The 17,220-nt window shown below is 74.8% G+C and carries 13 protein-coding genes; 2 read left to right on the forward strand and 11 right to left on the reverse strand.

Annotation, left to right across the window (positions count from 1 at the left end; genetic code table 11):
• Positions 1–169 precede the first annotated feature (169 nt).
• The 3 genes from JHAT_RS25695 to JHAT_RS25705 all read right to left on the reverse strand — a co-directional run bounded on the left by JHAT_RS25695 (position 170) and on the right by JHAT_RS25705 (position 3,129).
• A complete protein-coding gene (locus JHAT_RS25695) occupies positions 170–1,690 on the reverse strand; it encodes an NAD(P)/FAD-dependent oxidoreductase (protein ID WP_143660513.1) in 1,521 nt (506 codons plus the stop codon).
• A 196-nt stretch (positions 1,691–1,886) separates the two neighbouring features.
• A complete protein-coding gene (locus JHAT_RS25700; protein ID WP_077800635.1) occupies positions 1,887–2,450 on the reverse strand; it encodes an NADPH-dependent FMN reductase in 564 nt (187 codons plus the stop codon).
• 52 nt (positions 2,451–2,502) lie between these two features.
• On the reverse strand, positions 2,503–3,129 hold the full coding sequence (locus JHAT_RS25705; RefSeq protein ID WP_077800636.1) for a cupin domain-containing protein: 627 nt from the start codon (positions 3,127–3,129) through the stop codon (positions 2,503–2,505).
• Between the two features lie 499 nt (positions 3,130–3,628).
• Here JHAT_RS25705 and JHAT_RS25710 point away from each other — a divergent pair, with 499 nt between their 5' ends.
• Positions 3,629–3,871 (forward strand): DUF6059 family protein, encoded by a 243-nt coding sequence (locus JHAT_RS25710; protein WP_143660515.1) that lies wholly within the window; start codon positions 3,629–3,631, stop codon positions 3,869–3,871.
• A gap of 90 nt (positions 3,872–3,961) precedes the next feature.
• On the opposite strand, the gene JHAT_RS25715 is transcribed toward JHAT_RS25710, so the two are convergent.
• The 3 genes from JHAT_RS25715 to JHAT_RS25725 form a co-directional block, all read right to left on the reverse strand.
• A complete protein-coding gene (locus JHAT_RS25715; RefSeq protein ID WP_077800638.1) occupies positions 3,962–4,726 on the reverse strand; it encodes an SDR family oxidoreductase in 765 nt (254 codons plus the stop codon).
• A 67-nt stretch (positions 4,727–4,793) separates the two neighbouring features.
• Positions 4,794–6,296 (reverse strand): FAD-dependent monooxygenase, encoded by a 1,503-nt coding sequence (locus JHAT_RS25720; RefSeq protein ID WP_077800639.1) that lies wholly within the window; start codon positions 6,294–6,296, stop codon positions 4,794–4,796.
• Between the two features lie 191 nt (positions 6,297–6,487).
• Entirely contained in the window at positions 6,488–7,690 is a 1,203-nt protein-coding gene (locus JHAT_RS25725) for an FAD-dependent monooxygenase (RefSeq protein ID WP_077800640.1), read from the reverse strand.
• 332 nt (positions 7,691–8,022) lie between these two features.
• Between JHAT_RS25725 and JHAT_RS25730 the strand changes: the two genes are divergently transcribed.
• The gene (locus JHAT_RS25730) at positions 8,023–8,799 is read left to right on the forward strand and encodes an alpha/beta fold hydrolase (RefSeq protein ID WP_077800641.1); all 777 of its coding nucleotides are present in this window, start codon (positions 8,023–8,025) and stop codon (positions 8,797–8,799) included.
• 236 nt (positions 8,800–9,035) lie between these two features.
• Here JHAT_RS25730 and JHAT_RS25735 read toward each other — a convergent pair whose 3' ends face one another.
• The 5 genes from JHAT_RS25735 to JHAT_RS25755 all read right to left on the reverse strand — a co-directional run bounded on the left by JHAT_RS25735 (position 9,036) and on the right by JHAT_RS25755 (position 17,010).
• Complete coding sequence (locus tag JHAT_RS25735) at positions 9,036–9,776, reverse strand: SDR family oxidoreductase (protein ID WP_077800642.1); 741 nt, start codon at positions 9,774–9,776, stop codon at positions 9,036–9,038.
• Positions 9,773–11,314, reverse strand: a complete 1,542-nt coding sequence (locus JHAT_RS25740; protein WP_307718359.1) for an FAD-dependent monooxygenase — start codon at positions 11,312–11,314, stop codon at positions 9,773–9,775. Before JHAT_RS25740 ends, JHAT_RS25735 begins: the two co-directional genes overlap by 4 nt.
• Positions 11,311–12,903, reverse strand: coding sequence for a 3-carboxy-cis,cis-muconate cycloisomerase (gene pcaB / locus JHAT_RS25745; RefSeq protein WP_253195607.1), 1,593 nt, complete (start codon positions 12,901–12,903; stop codon positions 11,311–11,313). Before pcaB ends, JHAT_RS25740 begins: the two co-directional genes overlap by 4 nt.
• Positions 12,900–14,900 carry an FAD/NAD(P)-binding domain-containing protein gene (locus JHAT_RS25750; protein ID WP_077800643.1) on the reverse strand — a complete coding sequence of 667 codons (2,001 nt, stop codon included), beginning with the start codon at positions 14,898–14,900 and terminating at the stop codon, positions 12,900–12,902. Before JHAT_RS25750 ends, pcaB begins: the two co-directional genes overlap by 4 nt.
• A 547-nt stretch (positions 14,901–15,447) precedes the next feature.
• Complete coding sequence (locus JHAT_RS25755; protein ID WP_253195608.1) at positions 15,448–17,010, reverse strand: MDR family MFS transporter; 1,563 nt, start codon at positions 17,008–17,010, stop codon at positions 15,448–15,450.
• Between the last annotated feature and the right edge of the window lie 210 nt (positions 17,011–17,220).

Genomic DNA, 17,220 nt, shown 5'->3' on the forward strand with positions numbered 1-17,220 from the left:
GCTCGGCCGTCACTGGCACACCCGGTCCGGCCGGTGAGCGGTCGGTGGTCGGATCGGCCTGCTGCGGCGCAAGCGGGCCCGTGCCTTGGAGCAGCTGGAACGTTATCCGCGCGCGGTGGCGGCGAACAAGCGCTCTCAAGTCGGATTGGTGTGCCAACTCAAGCCATTCTCAAGCGGGTTGCGTGGGAGGAAGGGGCTGCCGGGCCGGGCCGGCGGGGAGGCCGGCCGCGAGGGGAGCGGCGGGGCGGGGGCGGCGGACGCCGTGGGAGGTGGCGGGCGGAGCCGCGGGCGTCACCGCGAGAGCCGTCGGGGCGGGGCCGTGCGGGCCGCGCAGCGCGGCCCGCAGCACCCGCGGCCGCAGTGCCGTGGCGGGGGACGCGTCCGTCTTCAGGAGGTGGAGCAGCGCTGTCGCCGCGTGCGGGTCGTCGGTCGCGGCCGCCGCGATCCGGGCGTGGTAGCGCCGGCCGAGGCGGGCGCCGACGCCGGGGTCCTGGTCGTTCTTCGCCGTCCGTGCGGCGCGGGTGCTGGTCCGCCAGGCGGGGGCCAGGCGGTGGGCGAGGGCCCGGCGCAGCCGGTAGCCGAGGCCGACGGCCGTGCCGTGGTCGGCCAGCATGTGGCCGAGGACGAGGGCGGACTGCACCGCGGCGGTCATGCCCTGGCCGTGGGCCGGGTCGAAGGCGGCGAAGGCGTCGCCGAGGACGAGGAACTGGTCGGGCCAGCGCCGCAGTTTCTCGTAGTGCCGCCAGCGGTTCTCGGTGGTGCGGCAGACGTAGACCGGGCCGAGCGGGGTGGCGGCCCGCAGGACGTCGTGCAGCAGGGGGTGGCGCAGGCCGCGCGCGGCGTGCAGCAGTTCCGCGTGGCCGGTGGGCGCGCTGCCGCCGGCGCCGGTGTTGACCGACACCGACCAGCGGCCGCCCTCCAGGGGGTTGAGCACGCCCTGGGCCGAGTCGCCGGGCGAGGGCATCAGCAGCAGGCTCTTCCAGTCGGCGACATGGCCGACGGGCGGGGTGAACAAGGCGGTGGCGACGGTGGTGCCGGCGTCGACCACGGTCTCGCGGGGAGGGGCGTAGCCGAGTTCGGCGAGCCACTGGGGGGCGCGCGAGCCGCGTCCGGTGGCGTCCACCACGAAGTCGGCGCGGATCAGGCGGCGGGGGCCCCATCCGTCGGGCGCCTTGCGGTCGCGCCGGCGTGTCCACACGCCGGTGACGGTGTCGTGGGGGCCGGGCTGGAGCGCGACCGCCTCGTGCTCGCTCAGGAGGGTCACCCTGGGATCGGCGAGCAGCCGGTCCCGGGTCACCGCGTCGATCAGGTCGCGGCTCGCGCTGAGCATCGACAGACCGGAGCCGACGCGGGGCAGCCAGCCGCTCGGGCCGAGCAGCAGCATGTCCTCGGGCATGCGGACGTGCACCGCTCCGGCGTCGGTGAGGTCCTGGACTATGCCGGGGAACAACTGTTCCAGGCCCTGCTGGGCGGCTTTCATGAGGCTGTGCGTGTGCCGCGCCTGGGGCAGGCCCCGGCGGCGGCCGGGTCCGCGCGGGACCCAGTCGCGTTCGACGACGGTGACCCGGTCCATGAAGCCGGCCAGGGCGCGCGCCGCGGTGAGCCCGGCGAGGGACGAGCCGAGGACCACGGCGTGGCCGTGACCGCCGCCCCCTGCCGCGGACCCGGCGGCATGTGCGTGCACACTCACTCGGTTGCCCCCTCCGTGTGGGTTGTTCTTGCATGATGCGGGCAACGGCGGTTCCCACAACGGGGATCGGCCGGCGGGGAGCGATGGCTCGAGAGTTCGTCGACGGGGCCGCGAGGGGAATTCGAGCGGCTCTCGCGTGCGCGGCGGAAGATGCCGTGTCCTCGCGCCGCGCGGCGGGTCGTGCCTCCCGGCCCTCTCAGGCGCGGACGGTCTTGAGGGCGCGGGCCCAGGACTCCAGCTGGTCGAACAGGACGGGCGCGGACTCGTCGTGCTGCTCGCCCGGCTTGAACAGGGACCAGTTCTCGAAGTCGGTGAACATCGAGAAGGACAGCTGCTGGCGGACGTGCGCCAGGCGCAGTTCGCTGGCGATGGCACGCAGGTGCTCGATGGCGCGGGCGCCGCCGAGGGTGCCGTAGGAGACGAAGGCGGCGGCCTTGTCGGCCCACTCCTGGTGCAGGTAGTCGATGGCGTTCTTCAGCGCGGCCGGGACGGAGTGGTTGTACTCCGGGGTGACGAAGACGTACCCGTCGTAGGCGGCGATCGTCGCGGCCCAGGCCTTGGTGTGCTCGTTGCGGTACTGGTGGCGGGCGGCCGGGACGGGCTCGTCCAGCAGCGGCAGCGGGTGGTCGGCGAGGTCGACGAGTTCGTACTCGGCGGCGGTGCGGGCGCCGGCCCGGTCCATGACCCAGTCGGCGACGGCCTTGCCGTTGCGGCCGGGGCGGGTGCTGCCGAGGATGACGGCGATCTTCAGGTCGCTCACGGGGGGCTCCTTCGTGGGGCGCTCGGGCGGTGGCAACGTGCGCTCGGGGCGCTCAGGCGTTCTGCCCGGCCCCGGACGTGCCGGCGTCGTCGGCCTTGTCGTAGAAGCCGTCCTCGTGGATGGGCTGGATCTCGACCGGCCGGTCGTTGGCCTTGAGCCACTCCTCGCGCAGGCGGGCGGCCTCGTCGTCGGCCTGCGCGGCGGGGACCAGGCGGCCGTCGGGGGTCAGGCGCATCGGCCGTTCGCCCGCCGGGCGCCAGTCGAACCGGGCGGCGATCTTGAAGAGGTCCTCCTGGGTGAGCGGGCCGCCGTTGTCCTTCTCGGCCTGCAGCGCGGTGGGGTGGTAGTCCTCGTAGCCGCCGGGCATGTGCAGGGTCAGGAAGTGCGCGCCCTCGCCGGGAGGGGTGGCCCAGGTGTGCCGGGTGCCGACGGTGATGTGGGCCATGGCGCTCGGGCCGAGTTCGACGACCTCGTCGTCGACCTGGACGATCAGCCTGCCGGAGACGACGAAGTAGGTCTCCGTGGACTCCGCGTGCGTGTGCAGCGGCGGGCCGGACCAGGCCGGTCCCTGGCGGGTCTCCACCAGCGAAGCCGCCCCGTCCGTCATCTTGCTCGACAGCACGATCTCGAATCCGCGGCGGCCCTCGGGCCGGTCACCGGGGTGGATGATGTACGTCATGGAGTCCTCTCTCGGATCGCCTCGCACGGCGTCTTCGATCTAACCCGCGGCCCGGGTGTCCGACTGCGGCCGCGAGGACGCGGTTGAACAGGGCGGCCTGCCGTTACGGTCCGCGCGCACGGGGGGCCCGGCCGTGCGGGCCACGCGGGCGCCGGACGCGGGCGCGGGGCGGCCCGGGCGGGGCCGCGTGCGCGGGGTTGTGCCTGGTGGCGCGGTGGTGCGCGGGTGCGGGACCGGGGTGCGGGCCGTGCCGGGGGACCGGTGGCCGCGGGGGACCGGTGGCCGCCCGGGCTCCGGTGGGGCCCGGCGCGGCCCGGGGCGGTCACGGGGGAGGCTGCGGCGGGGCGCGGGCCGTACTGCGGCGGACGGCAGGCCGGGCTCCGGCGGGAGTGCGGGCGCACTGGGGCGGGGCTCCAGCGGATCTATGGCGCTTCTCCGCCGCCTCGCCCGAAGGTTGCGTGGACGGCCTGTGACCGCCGACCACTCAAGGAGGCCCGCCATGTGGCGTCTGTTGCGCCCTCGCCGTGTGCTGCGTGAGATCTACCGTTGCCTGGTGGTGTACGGCACCGTCCACACGGGTCAGGATCCGGGAGCCACGGTCGGGGCACTGCGGGACGCCACCCCCGGGAAGCCGGTGGGCCCGTTGCGGGGACCGGGGCCTGGCCATCCGGAACAGGTGCGCGGGGACGTTCCGCTCACGGCGCTGGAACGGTCCCTGGCACAGGAGCTGGAAGCGCGCTGAGCGGCCCGCCGTACGCGGCGCCGGTGCCGTGGAACGCCGCTGCCGGGACCCCCTTCCAGGGGGTCCCGGCAGCGGCGTTCGGGGTGACGGTCAGGCGGCCACGCGCTCGGCGAGGAACTCCTCCCAGGTGCGCTTGCCCACGTCGTTGCCCTTCAGGGCGAGGTTCTGGCCCGCGCGGTAGGCCTTGCCGGCCTTGCCGGGCATGCGCACGGGCAGCATCGGGCGGCGCTTGCCCTGTGCGGCCAGGTAGCTGCGCAGCAGGTCGCCGAGCGGGTAGACCTTCGGCCCGGCCAGGTCGGGCACGCGGCCGGCCGGCTCGCCGAGGGTCAGCTCGACCAGGCGGGCCGCCACCTCGCGGGAGTCGACCGGCTGGAACTGCAGGCCGCCGGGGGCGGGGACGACGGGCATCTTGGCCATCTTCTGCGCCATCATCCACACGATGTCGTGGAACTGGGCGGCGCGCAGCATGGACCAGGGGATGCCGGAGTCGATGATGATCCTCTCCGCTTCGAGCTGGGTCTTGAACCAGCCCAGCGGCATCGTGTCGGTGCCGATGACGGAGATGTAGACGATGTGGCGGACGCCGGCCTTCTTCGCGGCGTCCACCAGGGTGCGGGCCACCTTGTCGTCGCCCTTGTTGCTGCCGGCGAGGTGCAGCACCGTCTCCACGCCGCGCAGGGCGGCGTCGATGCCTTCACCGGTCATCAGGTCGACGGCGAAGTACTCGATGCCGTTGGCGGACTCGCGGGGCTTGCGGGCGAGGATGCGTACGTCGTGGCCCGCCTGCTGCAGCAGCGGCACCACATGGCCTCCCAGGGTGCCTGTGCCACCGGTGACCAGAATAGGTGCGGTCATCGCTCCTTTGTCTCCTCTTCGCTCTGGGGTCGGGGGTTTCCTGGCGGGTTCGGGGGATCGTCCGGTGTCAGACGCCCGCGGTGACGCGGGCCGGGCCGAACCAGCTCTCCAGGGCTGCGGTCAGGCCGGCACCGCCCGGCCCCGTCCAGGCGACGTAGCCGTCGGGCCGCACCAGCGCGGCGGCCGGCGGCGTCGGCGGCACGCCCGGGGTGTCGGCGGGCGCCCAGGTGCCGGTGACGACGTCGACGCGGTCGGACCAGGCGGCCGCCCGGTGCTGCGGTCCGTCGGTGCCGTCGATGCCGTCGGTGACGATGAGGACGCCCCGGCCCGGACGCAGCAGCTCCGCGACGCGGGTGCGGCTGCCGTCGGGCAGGTCGAGGGCGTGGTCGGGAGACAGCCGGCGACCCAGCAGGGGGTGGTCGCCGGGGCAGGTGTCGTAGCGGACCCCGAGACCGCTGACCATGCCGGCGAAGTGCTCCGCGGCGCTCTTGTCCTCCATCAGTTCGCGCATGACGGCGCGCAGCGGGTCCATCTCCTCGCCGCTGAGGTAGAGGGCGGTGGCGGCATGGGTGTTGCGCAGCAGCTGTTCGCCGAGGGGGTGGCGCTCGGCGTGGTAGGTGTCGAGGAGGCTCTCGGGAGCGCGGCCGGTGGCCACCGCGGCGAGCTTCCAGCCGAGGTTGACCGCGTCCTGGATGCCGGTGCTCAGGCCCCAGCCGGCCAGCGGCGGGGTGGCGTGGGCGGCGTCCCCGGCGAGCAGGACGCGGCCGCGCCGGTAGGTGGTGGCCAGGCCCGCGCCGTTGCCGAAGGCGGCCATCCAGCGGGCGCTGCCGTGGTGGATGGACTCGCCGGTCATGCGCTGCCAGGCGTCGGCGACGTCGGTGAAGGTCAGCGTGGCGGTGTCGGGGTGGGGCGGCAGGCTGCGGTCGTGGATGAGGACGCGGTGGTAGCCGTCGCCGAGGCTGACGCACAGGACCATGCTGCCGCCGGGGACGTGCTCGCCGGTGGGCCGGGGGCGCGGTTCGATGCCCTTCACGTCGGCCATGTACATCCCGCGGGTGGACTCCCAGCCGGGGGCGGGGATGCCGGCCAGGGTGCGGATCGTGCTGTCGGGGCCGTCGCAGCCGACGAGGTAGGCGGCCGTGTCCCGGTGGCGGCCGTCGGGGCCGTCGAGGACCAGCTCGACGCCGTCGGCGGTCTCGGTGAAGGCGACGGCCTCGTGGCCGCGCCGGACGGTGACGCCCAGTTCGCCCAGCCAGTCGGTGAGCATCTCTTCGGTGCGCGACTGGGGCAGGCCGAGCACCCCGTGGTGGCTCTCGTCGAGCATGCTCAGGTCGAAGCCGACACCGCCGAAGTGGCCGCGCTGGCCGCGGCGGAACTCGCCCAGACGGGTGAGCAGGCCGCGCTGGTCGAAGATCTCGGCGACGCGCTTGGTGAAACCGAGGGCCCGGGATTCCCCGGACGGCGCGGGCAGTCTGTCGTAGACGGTGACGTCCGCGCCGCCGAGCCTGAGTTCACCCGCGAGCATGAGACCCACGGGACCGGCGCCGACCACTATGACGCGAGTTTCCACTATCCGCTCTCCCTTTGCAGCGTCGAAGACACATATCCGCCCACGACGTCGAGCGCCGATGTGACAGCCATCATGGCACGACTGCCACACGCGAAATAGTCGCGCCAGCGGACTACGGCAGCCTTGCTCGTCCGGATCGAGTGCTCGGGGACTTTTTCCCGAGCACTCCTCGAGCGATCCTCAAGCGAAATTCAAGCGGACTTCGACTGGAATTCGAGAACCGGCTCGGGAGGCGGGACGGGGGCCTCCCAGTCGATGCGGTGGGTGAACTGCCAGTCCAGGGGTTCGGGCTTGAGGTCGCGCGCCGGGCGCGCGAGCGGGCTGGCCTTGCTGGCGTTGGTGCGGGCGGCGAGGGCGATGATCCGCTCCACGCGGGCCCGCCGCAGCCCCTCGTACGCCGTGAACGCCTGGTCGTGGGGCAGGTCGCGCAGGCAGCGCGCCAGTTGTACGGAGCTCTCCACGGCCTGGGAGGCGCCCTGCCCGGAGCTGGGGGAGGCCGCGTGCACGGCGTCGCCGACCAGCACCATCCGGCCGCGGCTCCAGGTCGGCACCGGCGGCATGGTCTCCAGCGGGCCGGTGATCAGCAGGTCGGCGGCCTCGGTGCGGGCCAGCAGGTCCGCGGCGGGCGCGCAGTGGCCGGCGAACGCCTCGCGCAGGCGCTCCAGCCACTGCTCCGGCGGGGTCTGCCGGGCCTCGGCCAGCGTCAGCGGCTCGGGGTGCGGCAGGTTGACGAACCAGCCGCCGGAGCCGTCGGCGTGCACCAGATGGCCGAAGGAGCCGGCGGGACCGTAGCTGACGTGCAGCCTGCCTTCGGTGCCGGGCAGTCCCGTGTCGGCCAGCGGGGCGGCGAAACCGAGCAGACCGGCGTACTGCGGGCGGGGGGCGGCCGGGTCGATGAGGGTGCGCACCGTGGAGCGGATGCCGTCCGTGCCGATCAGGATGTCGGCGCTCTCCTCGGTGCCGTCGTCGAAGCGGGCGGTGACGCCGTCACCGGTGTCCTCGGCGTGCACCAGCCGCTTGCCGTGCCGGGTGCGGACACCGCGGCGGGTGGCCTCGTCGTACAGCGCCCGGTACAGCTCCCCGCGCCAGACGAAGCGGGAGGGCGGCAGATCGGCCGGAAGGGTGATCTCGCCGAGCAGCTCGCCGTCCGCGCTGTGCAGGACGGTGCCGCGCATGGGGGTGCCGACCCGGCGGACGACGTCGCCGACGCCGATCGTGTCGAGGGCGTTGACCCCGTTGGGGGCCAGGCTCAGGCCGCCGCCGATGCCGTCGGCGGTGACGTGGTACGCCTCGTGGACACGGGCCTCGATGCCTGCGCGCTGGAGCGCCATGGCCGTGGTCGAGCCGGCGATGCCACCGCCGATGACCAGTGCGGTGCGGATGTGGGAGGTCATAACTCCTGCCTCGGTCGGGGGCCGCCGGCCGGCCGCGGGGCGTGCGGACGGCTTCCGCAGCGGCCGTGTACGGGCGTCGGCTCGGGATTCTTCGACCTGCGCCGGCTGATCGCGGGAAGGTTTCCTGGCCTGGCCGACTTATCCGGCGAGGGTAATTCAGCGGGTGCCTTCCGACAACACTCGAAAGATTTGCGGTGTTCGACTGCGGAATATCGAGGTTGAACAGTCGGGCGTTCAACTGTCCGCGTTTCCCGCATTGACCGCCGCCGAAATCGGCGACTACTTTCCCGGACGGAAAAGCTGGCAGGAATGTGTCCCTGGGGGAGTGTGTGATGCACAAGGTCGTATCGCGGGACGGCACCACCATCGCCTACGAGAAGGCCGGCGAGGGCCCCCCGGTCGTGCTGCTCGGTGGCGGTTTCCGCGACCACACGGCCTTCGACACGCTCGTCCCGCACCTGGCTCCCCACTGCACCGTGTACGCCTACGACCGGCGTGGGCGCGGCCAGAGCGGGGACTCCCCCCACTACGCGGTCGAGCGGGAGATCGAGGACCTCCAGGCGGTCATCGACGAGGCGGGCGGCCGGGCGGCGGTGTTCGGCGGCTCCAGCGGGGCGATCCTGGCGCTGGAGGCGGCCCTCGCCGGGGCGACGATCGACAGGCTGGCCCTGCTGGAACCGCCCTACCGGGTCCCGGGTTTCCGCACGCCCCCCGCCGGTTTCGCCGAGCACCTGGACGCGCTGCTCGCCGAGGGGCGGCGCGGTGAGGCCGTCGAGTACTTCCTCGGCGAGCACGTGGGCTTCCCGCCGGAGTGGATCAAGGAGTGGAAGGACAGCCCGCTGTGGCCGTCCAACGAGGCGCTGGCGCACACCCTGCCCTACGACACCGCGGTGATGGGCGACGGCCGGGTGCCGGTGGAGCGGATGGCCGGGCTGCGGGTGGAGACGCTGGTCGTCAACAGCGACCACACCGGTGACTGGCTGCTCGCGGCGGCCGAGGCGACCGCGGCGGCCCTGCCGAACGGGCGCGGACTGGAGCTGCCCGGCGTGTGGCACCGGGTGCTGCCGGAGGTGCTCGGGCCGGTCCTGGTGGAGTTCTTCACCGCCTGAGACCGGCCGGCGCGCGGGCGGTGCGCACGGCGCCCCCTGCCGGGGCCGCGACGGGGAGACCCGGGCGGCCCCGGTGGGGGGCTCGTCGTGTGTGCGGCCGGCGGACGGGCCCCCGCGCCCCTCGGGCCGCCTCCCGGTGGAGGCCCGACGGGCCTGCCCGTCCCCGGCCGGAGAGGGGCCGGCCGGGGCCCGGGCGGCGGGGCGAGGTCACCAGGGGCCCGGGCGGTGGGGCGAGGTCACCAGGGGACCGGGCCCGACTCGTCCTGGGAGGTGCCCGTGGGGCCGTCGGGGGGGAGCAGGGCGAGGCGCACGGCCGTCACGGCTCCCTGCTCGACCGTCTGGTGGCCGCGGTGGCCGTTCATGTCGGTGGCGGTGAAGCCGGGATTGGCCGCGTTGACCTTGATCGGGGTGTCGCGCAGTTCCCTGGCGTAGGCGAGGGTGAGGGCGTTCAGGGCCGTCTTGGAGGACTGGTAGGTGACCAGGTTGTAGTCGCCGAACCCGCCGGAGAGGTCCGCGTTGAGGGTCAGGGAGCCCACGGCCGAGGACATGTTGACGATGCGTCCGGCCGGGGAGCGGCGCAGCAGGGGCAGCATCGCGTTGGTCACCGTCAGCACGCCGAAGACGTTGGTCTCGTACACCTCGCGCAGCTGCTCGGCGGTGGCCGCGCTGGGCGGACCGTGGAACGTGCCGTTGATGCCCGCGTTGTTGACCAGGACGTCCAGACGGCCGTACCGCTCGTCGATGACGGCGGCCGCGTCCGCGACACCGGCGGGGTCGGTCACGTCCAGCGGCAGCGGGTGCGCGTCGAGCCCCCCGGCGGCGAGCTCCTCGGCGGCGAGCTCGCCGCGCCGCGCGTCGCGGGCGCCGACCAGCACGGTCGCCCCCCGCGCGCCCAGCTGACGGGCGACCTCACGGCCCAGGCCCTTGTTGGCGCCGGTGACCAGGGCGACCAGGCCGCCCTCGGGCAGGCCGGTCATGCCGCCGTCACCGCCTCGCCGAACCAGTGGGCGAGCGCGTCCGTCAGACCCTCGGCGCCGCGCCCGTCACCGGCCCAGGCGACGTATCCGTCGGGACGCACCAGCAGGGCGGCGGCGCCCTCGAACGGGTCGTCGGTGCCGGTCGTGTGCGGGGAGGCGGTCACGACGTCGACCCGGTCCTGCCAGGGGGCGGCGGCCCGGCGCACCCGGGCGTCGTCCGTCAGGTCGAGCAGCACTCCGCGCGCGGAGTGCAGCAGCTGTGCGGCCGTGCTCTTCACGCCCGCCTCGTCGACCAGTTCGGCGTTCGGCAGCCGCAGGCCCAGCAGCGGGTGGTCCGGTGCCGTCATGGCGTACCGGATGTCCAGGCCGGTGACCATGCCGATGAGGTGCCGGCGGACCTCGGGCAGCTCCATCAGCTCGGCGAACAGCTCCCGCATCGGCTGCATGTGCTCGCCGGTGACGTACAGGCTGCGCTGGGTGAGGGTGTTGACCAGGACGCGGGCGCCCACCGGGTGCCGCTCGTCGTGGTAGGTGTCGAGCAGGTGCCCGGGGGCCCGGCCCTTGACCGCCAGCGCCAGCTTCCAGCCCAGGTTGACCGCGTCCTGCACGCCCGCGCTCATGCCCTGCCCGCCGATGGGCAGATGGATGTGCGCGGCGTCGCCGGCCAGGAACACCCGCCCGCTGCGGTACCGGCTCGCCTGCCGGGTGGCGTCGGTGAACTTGCCGATCCAGCGCGGGGTGCCGCCGCGGATGTCCTCGCCGGTCAGCCGCTGCCAGGCGTCGGCGACCTCCTCGAAGGAGGGCGGGGCGTCGCCCTTGCGGGGGACGACGCCGGCGTCGTAGTAGGTGACGCGGAAGATGTCCGGGCCCTGCTGGAAGGCGAGCACCATGCCGCCGGGCACCCGCTCGCCGTTGGGCCGCGGCCGCACCCCGGTCACCCCGGTCACCTCGGCGAACGCCATCTCGAGGGTGGCGTCGTGGCCGGGGAAGCCGATGCCCGCCCTCTTGCGGACGGTGCTGCGGCCGCCGTCGCAGCCCACCAGGTAGGCGGCGCGCAGCCGCGCCGGGCCGTCGGGGCCGGTCACCGTCACCTCGACGCCGTCGTCGCGGTCGGCGAGGCCGGTCACCTCCCAGCCCCGGCGCACGTCGACGCCCAGCTCCCCGGCCCACTCGCCGAGGACGGCGACGGTCAGCGACTGCGGCACGCCCTTGGCGCCGTAGGAACCGCCCGGCACCTCCCGGTAGTCCAGCGGGACGCCGCCGAAGTGGCCGATGGGGATGGTGTCGAAGTCACCGAAGCGGGGCAGCAGCCCGCGCTGGTCGAAGGTCTCGATGGTGCGTGCCGTGAAGCCGAGGGCGCGGGACTGGTCGGTCGGCTCCGTCGACTTCTCCAGTACGACGCACCCGACGCCGGCCAGCCGCAGTTCGCACGCCAGCATCAGTCCGACGGGACCGGCTCCCACCACGATGACGTCGGTGTCCACGGCATCGGTGTCCATGGCGCCGGTCTCCCCGGCGTCGGTGTCCATGCGGCTCATGTCGCTCCCAGGTGAGGATCGGGTGGGGTGGCCCGGACGCCGGTCAGCGCCCGGTCGACCAGGGCGCCCGCCGCGCCGGTGTAACCGGCCGGGTCCAGCAGGGCGGCGGCCTCCGGGGGGTCCAGTACGCCCCGCAGCTGCGGCAGTCCGGCGAGGACGTCGGCGAGCGGCCGGGAGGTCTCGGCGGCCAGCAGCGACGCCCGCGTCAGCAGGTCCCGGGCGGCCGCGGGGCCCAGCCGCGGGGCCAGGGCGGCGCTGACGCGCTCGGAGGCGATCCGGCCGCCGGTCGCCTCGAGGTTGGTGCGCATCCGGTCCGGGTGGACGGTGAGGCCGCGGACCAGCTCCACCGCGGTGTGGGTGGCGCCGCCGGTCAGCCGCAGGCACTCGCGCAGCGGCTGCCACTCGCTGTGCCACACGCCCGCCGACCGCTCGTCCTCGGTCACCAGGCACTGCGTCAGGACCGCGGACAGCGCCGGGACCTGGAGGGCGGCGGAGCGGATCAGCGTCGCCAGGACGGGGTTGCGTTTGTGCGGCATCGCGGAGGACGCGCCGCGGCCCGCCGCCTGGGGTTCGGTGACCTCGCCGACCTCGGTGCGGGCCAGCACCAGCACATCGGCCGCGATCTTGCCGAGGGCGCCCGCGGTGTGCGCGAGGGCGGCCCCCAGGTCGGCGACCGGGGTGCGCAGGGCGTGCCAGGGCAGCACGGGGACCGCCAGGCCGGTCTGGGCGGCGTAGGCGGCGGTGAGGTCGTCGACGACCTCGGCGGCGTCCGCGTCCCGGCCGGCGTGGGCGAGATAGCCCGCCAGGGTGCCGGCCGCGCCGCCCAGGGAGACCGGGAGACGGCCGGCGACCTGCTCCAGGCGCTCGGCGGCCTCCAGCACGAGCTGCCGCCAGCCCGCCGCCTTGAGCCCGAACGTGGTCGGTACGGCGTGCAGGGCGAGGGTGCGGCCGGCCATCACCGTGTCCCGGTGCTCCGCGGCCAGTGCGGCGAGCGCGCCGGCGGTGTGGTGCAGGTCGGCGACGATCAGGCGCAGCGCGCGCCGGGCGACGAGCATCGCACCGGTGTCGAACACGTCCTGGCTGGTGGAGCCCCGGTGGACGTACTCGACGGCCGCGGGGGCGTCGGCGGCCACCACCGCCGTCAGCGCCCGGACCAGGCCGACGACCGGGTTGGCCGTCTCGCGTGCGGCCAGGGCCAGGTGCCGCAGGTCCAGACGCTCGGCGCGGGCCGCGGCGGTGATCGCGGCGGCCGCCGGGGCGGGAACGGTGCCGCAGTGCGCCTGGGCGCGGGCCAGGGCCGCCTCGGCGTCCAGCATCGCCTGCAGCCAGGCCGTGTCGCCCACCGCCGCCTCCACGGGGGTGCCCGCCCTGACCGGGGAGAGCAGGCCGCTGTCCGGGTCGGGGGCGGGGCGGGCGTCCGTGCCGTCGTGACGGGTGGCGTCCGTGCCGTCGTGACGGGTGGTGTCCGCGCCGTCGTGGCGGGCGGCGTCCGCGCCGTCGTGACGGGTGGCGTCCGCGCCGTCGTGACGGGTGGCGTCCGTGTCGCCGTGGCGGGTGGTGTCCGTGCCGTCGTGGCCGGTGGTCGTCATGCCGCCGCCTTCGTGGTCCCGCCGCCCAGCGGTGCCCGGCGCGCCCGTACGGCCGTGCGGTCCCCGGTGGCGGCCGGCGCGGGCAGTTCCAGTACGGCCGCGGCGATCGCGTCGGAGTCCTCCAGCGTCACCGAGCCGACGCCCGGCCGGATGCCCGCCGCGGTCACCCAGTGCACGGACTCGGTGGGCACGCCGTGGGCGAAGCGCCGCGGGTGCGGATCCCCCTGCGCGTCGAGCAGGTGGTAGGGCCGCCCGGTGACGTCCAGGCCGCCGGTCTCGTACGGGACGCCGTCTCGGGCCGGGACCCGGAAGGGGCGGCACTGCCCGGTGCGCAGCAGATGGGCCAGCAGCGGGTCCGCGGTGCGCCGCAGGTCGATCTCCGGCAGCCGGCTGTCGATCAGCGTGGTGGCCCGGACCAGCACGCCCGGGATGTCGCTGGTGCCGACGAAGCGGCCCCGCTCCGCGTCGGTGCCGGCCCGCGTCCCGGGGCCGAGGACCTCCAGCACCCCCGCGTCCATCAGCGCGGCCATCTCCTCGATGCGGGAGGCGGGCGGGCCGATGGACAGATAGGCGTTGAGCGGCGTGTACCAGCCGTCCAGGTCCTCCCGGTGGGAGTCGGCGTCCAGGCCGCCGTGCTCGACGGCCAGGCGCACCTCGTTGCGCAGGTCCCGCAGCACGTCCAGGGCGGCCTTGAGCGGGCCGGAGACATTGCCCCGGCGGGCCTGGCGCACGTCCTCGTCGAGGTGGCCGCGCAGCCAGGACCGGAAGGCCGCCAGGTCGGGGAAGGACCGGTCCCCGTAGGGGCGGGCCACCAGGTCCCAGTCCCAGCGCTCGGCCGCGTCGATCCCGGCCGCCCGCAACAGCTCCTCCCGCTGCGGGCCGGGCTCGGCGCGCAGGTAGCGGGCGGTGAAGCCGGCGGCGAGGGCCGGCGACCGGCGGGCGGCCAGCAGCGTCTCGTAGTAGACGCTCTCGACCTCCTTGGCGATCAGGGGCCACAGGTCGGTGGCGAACCGGATCGGGCCGCGGCCCGGGGCGCGCAGCGCCGCGACGTGCTCGGCGGTCAGCAGGCGCGGGAAGCAACGGCCGTGGGCGCCCTTCTCGTTCTCGCCGCGCGCCTGGTACGGCACCCCGCGGCGGGAACCGGCGTACAGGCGCGGTTCGCGGCCCGAGGGGCGGTAGACCAGGCGGCCGTCGACGCGTTCGAAGACACCGCCGCGGGCGTGGGTGAACAGCGCCATGTAGTCGAAGAAGTTCAGGCCGAGGCCGCGCAGCAGCACGCTCTCGCCGGGCGCGACGGACGACAGGTCGACGTCGGCGGGGTTGGCGGGGGCGAGGTAGGTCAGGCCGTGCCGGGAGGCGAAGGCGGCCAGTTCCCGTTCGGCGGGGCCGGGCAGGACGGGCAGGTGACCCTGCGCCAGCACCACCGCGGACAGGCCGGTCAGCCGGGTGCCGTCCTCCAGCACCACGGTCTGGGGGGCCGCCGCGCCGGGCGCGGCGCCGGCGTCGTCCAGGGCGACGGCGCGCTGGGCGTGCACCCGCACCGTCACGTGCGCGGGGGCGTTCGCGGCGACCTGCCGGAACACCCAGCCCAGGTACTGGCCGTACAGGGCGCGGGTGGGGTAGCTGTCCGGGCCCAGGTCACGGGCCTCGGCGAGCGTCTCGTCGTCGTACGCGGCGCCGCGGCCCGGGGTGGGCGCGCCCGGGCCGATCGCCTCGGCCCACTGGTGGAGGCTGGGACCCTCCTCCAGAGGGCCGGCGACGGCGACGCTGGCGTCGGTGTAGACCGTCACCTGGGAGGCGACGGTGTTCATCAACAGGTGCCGGGACTGCGAGGGCCGCCACACCCGGCCCGAGCCGGGCGGGCCCGGGTCGACGACGTGCACGGTGACCCGGTCCCAGCGGGGGGACGTGCGCTCGTGGGCGCACAGCCGCTCCAGCACGGACAGGCCGCGTGGTCCGGCGCCGACGAGGCACACTTCCGTACGTCCGCTGCTCACAAGGACACTCCGCTCGGCATACGGGGGTGGGCGTGCGGCGCGGCCGCGCGGCGGGCACGCCGCACGCCGTCCCCGAAGGTCTTGGTGGGTTCCCGGGGTTCCGGGCGGGGAGAACCGGCCGCCGTCACCGGCGGCTCCGCCGGGGACCCGGTGAACCGTCCCGCTCTCTTCCGCACGTACCGTCCACAGCGCCTCCTTCCGACGCCACGTTCGGCCGGGGCGCTCAAACGGGGCTCAAACGGGACTGGGGCGCGGGCGCGGAACGGGGCCCGGACCCGGGGAAGGCCCGGGCGCACGCGCGGCACCTCCCGTCGCCCGGGGCGGCGGGAGGTGCCGGGTGGTGCTGCGCGGGGTCGCCGCACGGTCAGCCGCTGTCGTGGGCCCGGTCGGCGGGGTCACCGCGCGGGGGCCGTGGCAAGGGGGACCCGGGCTGCGCGGGGTGGCCGCGCACCGGTGGCGGGGACGTCGGGTTCGACGCCCGGTCCCTCGGCTGAAGCGGGACGTCCGCGGCCGGCGGGCCGGTCGCGTCCCGTTCGTTGACGCCCCCTCAGTCTTTGCCGGTACGGCCGAGGGGCGCTCGAGAAGCGCCGGAGGACGCCGTCGTGCGCAGGGCCACCTCGCGCACCAGGAGCCCGGCCAGCAGGGCGAGCGCGCCGGCGAGGGAACCGACGAGGAAGGCACTGTGGGTGCCGGCGGCGGTGGCGTGACGGTACGCCTCCTGGACGGCGGGCTGCAGGCGGGTCAGGCCGGCCGCGTCGAGCTGGGCGTGGGCCAGGGCCGGCCGGCCCGGCGCGCGTTCGGCCATCACCTCGAGGACGCGGCGGTTGAACAGCGCGCCCATCACGGCGACGCCGAAGGAGCTGCCCAGCATGCGGAAGAGCGTGATGGCGGCGGAGGCCACGCCGATGTCCCGGACGTCCACGCTGTTCTGCGAGACGAGCATGACGACCTGGAGCAGACAGCCCAGGCCCGCGCCGAGCACCGCCATGTACAGCGCCGCCTCGGTGCGTGAGGTGGAGGTGTCCATGCTGGACAGCAGCAGCATGCCGGCCAGCATCAGCGCGCCGCCCGCGACCGGGAACGCCTTGTAGCGTCCGGTGCCGCTGGTGATGCGGCCGGCCGCCATCGCCACGACGATCATCGCGCTCATCATCGGCAGCAGCAGCAACCCGGAGTTGGTCGCCGACGCCCCCTGCACGGCCTGCTGGTACAGCGGCAGGAACAGCACCGCGCCGAACATCACGAAGCCCATCACGAACCCGGTGACCGACATCAACGCGAAGTTGCGGTTGCGGAAGACGTGCAGCGGCAGCACGGGCTCGGCGGCCCGCGTCTGCCAGAACACGAACGCGCCCAGGCAGAGCACCGCGGCGGCGCACAGCGAGACGATGACGTCCGAGCCCCACGCGTACTCGGTGCCGCCCCAGGTGGCGACCAGGACGACGGCGGTGATGCCCGCCATCAGCAGTGCCGCCCCCGGATAGTCGATGTGGGCGCGGGACCTGTGGGCCGGGAGCCGCAGCACCATCACCGCCATGACGAGGACGACCGCGCCGATCGGCAGGTTGATGTAGAACGCCCAGCGCCAGCCGAGGTGGTCGGTGATCGCACCGCCGACCAGCGGCCCGCCGATCATCGACAGGGCCAGCACGGCGGCGAGCATGCCCTGATAGCGGCCCTGCTCGCGCGGCGGCACCAGTTCCCCGACGATCGCCATGACCCCGGCCATCAGGCCGCCCGCGCCGAGCCCCTGGATCACCCGGAAGCCGATCAGCTGGGTCATGTCCTGGGCCATGCCGCTGAGCGCCGAACCGACCAGGAAGATCACCACGGAGGTGAGGAAGAGTCCCTTGCGGCCGTGCAGGTCGCCCAGCTTGCCCCAGATCGGGGTCGCGGCGGCGGTGGCCAGGGTGTAGGCGGTCACCACCCACGACAGGTGCTCCATGCCGCCCAGGTCGCCGACGACGGTGGGCATCGCGGTGCCCACGATCATGTTGTCCAGCTGGGACAGCAGCATGGCGATCATCAGCGGGAGCAGCATGAGCCGTATGTTCGGCCCGCGTGCCTCCGGCTGTGCTGTGCCCGCCGCCTTGTCGATGGTCGTCGCCACGGTGCTCACCTCGTTCGATCGGGCTGTCCGCGCGGGCGCGCAGCGTGGGTCGCCCGCCGGCCGTGCTGGGGCGCCGCCCGGACGGCGCGGGCACCGCGCGCGGTGAGCAGCGCACGGAAGTCCAGCAGGGACCGCTCGCGCGCCGCTCGTGTCCCGCTCACGGCCCGTGGTGCCCCGCGTGCCCCGACCCGCCCGGATGAGCTGGGCCTT

The organism is Streptomyces sp. JHA26, assembly GCF_002005565.1.
Classification (GTDB): Bacteria; Actinomycetota; Actinomycetes; order Streptomycetales; family Streptomycetaceae; genus Streptomyces.

What these genes read in the sequence shown, in the direction of transcription:
- JHAT_RS25710 (WP_143660515.1), top strand. Translation starts at nt 3,629, where the DNA reads ATGTGGCGTCTGTTGCGCCCTCGCCGTGTGCTGCGTGAGATCTACCGT.
- JHAT_RS25735 (WP_077800642.1), bottom strand. Translation starts at nt 9,776, where the DNA reads ATGACCGGCCTGCCCGAGGGCGGCCTGGTCGCCCTGGTCACCGGCGCC.
- JHAT_RS25725 (WP_077800640.1), bottom strand. Translation starts at nt 7,690, where the DNA reads ATGACCTCCCACATCCGCACCGCACTGGTCATCGGCGGTGGCATCGCC.
- JHAT_RS25740 (WP_307718359.1), bottom strand. Translation starts at nt 11,314, where the DNA reads ATGAGCCGCATGGACACCGACGCCGGGGAGACCGGCGCCATGGACACC.
- JHAT_RS25705 (WP_077800636.1), bottom strand. Translation starts at nt 3,129, where the DNA reads ATGACGTACATCATCCACCCCGGTGACCGGCCCGAGGGCCGCCGCGGA.
- JHAT_RS25730 (WP_077800641.1), top strand. Translation starts at nt 8,023, where the DNA reads ATGCACAAGGTCGTATCGCGGGACGGCACCACCATCGCCTACGAGAAG.
- JHAT_RS25715 (WP_077800638.1), bottom strand. Translation starts at nt 4,726, where the DNA reads ATGACCGCACCTATTCTGGTCACCGGTGGCACAGGCACCCTGGGAGGC.
- pcaB (WP_253195607.1), bottom strand. Translation starts at nt 12,903, where the DNA reads ATGACGACCACCGGCCACGACGGCACGGACACCACCCGCCACGGCGAC.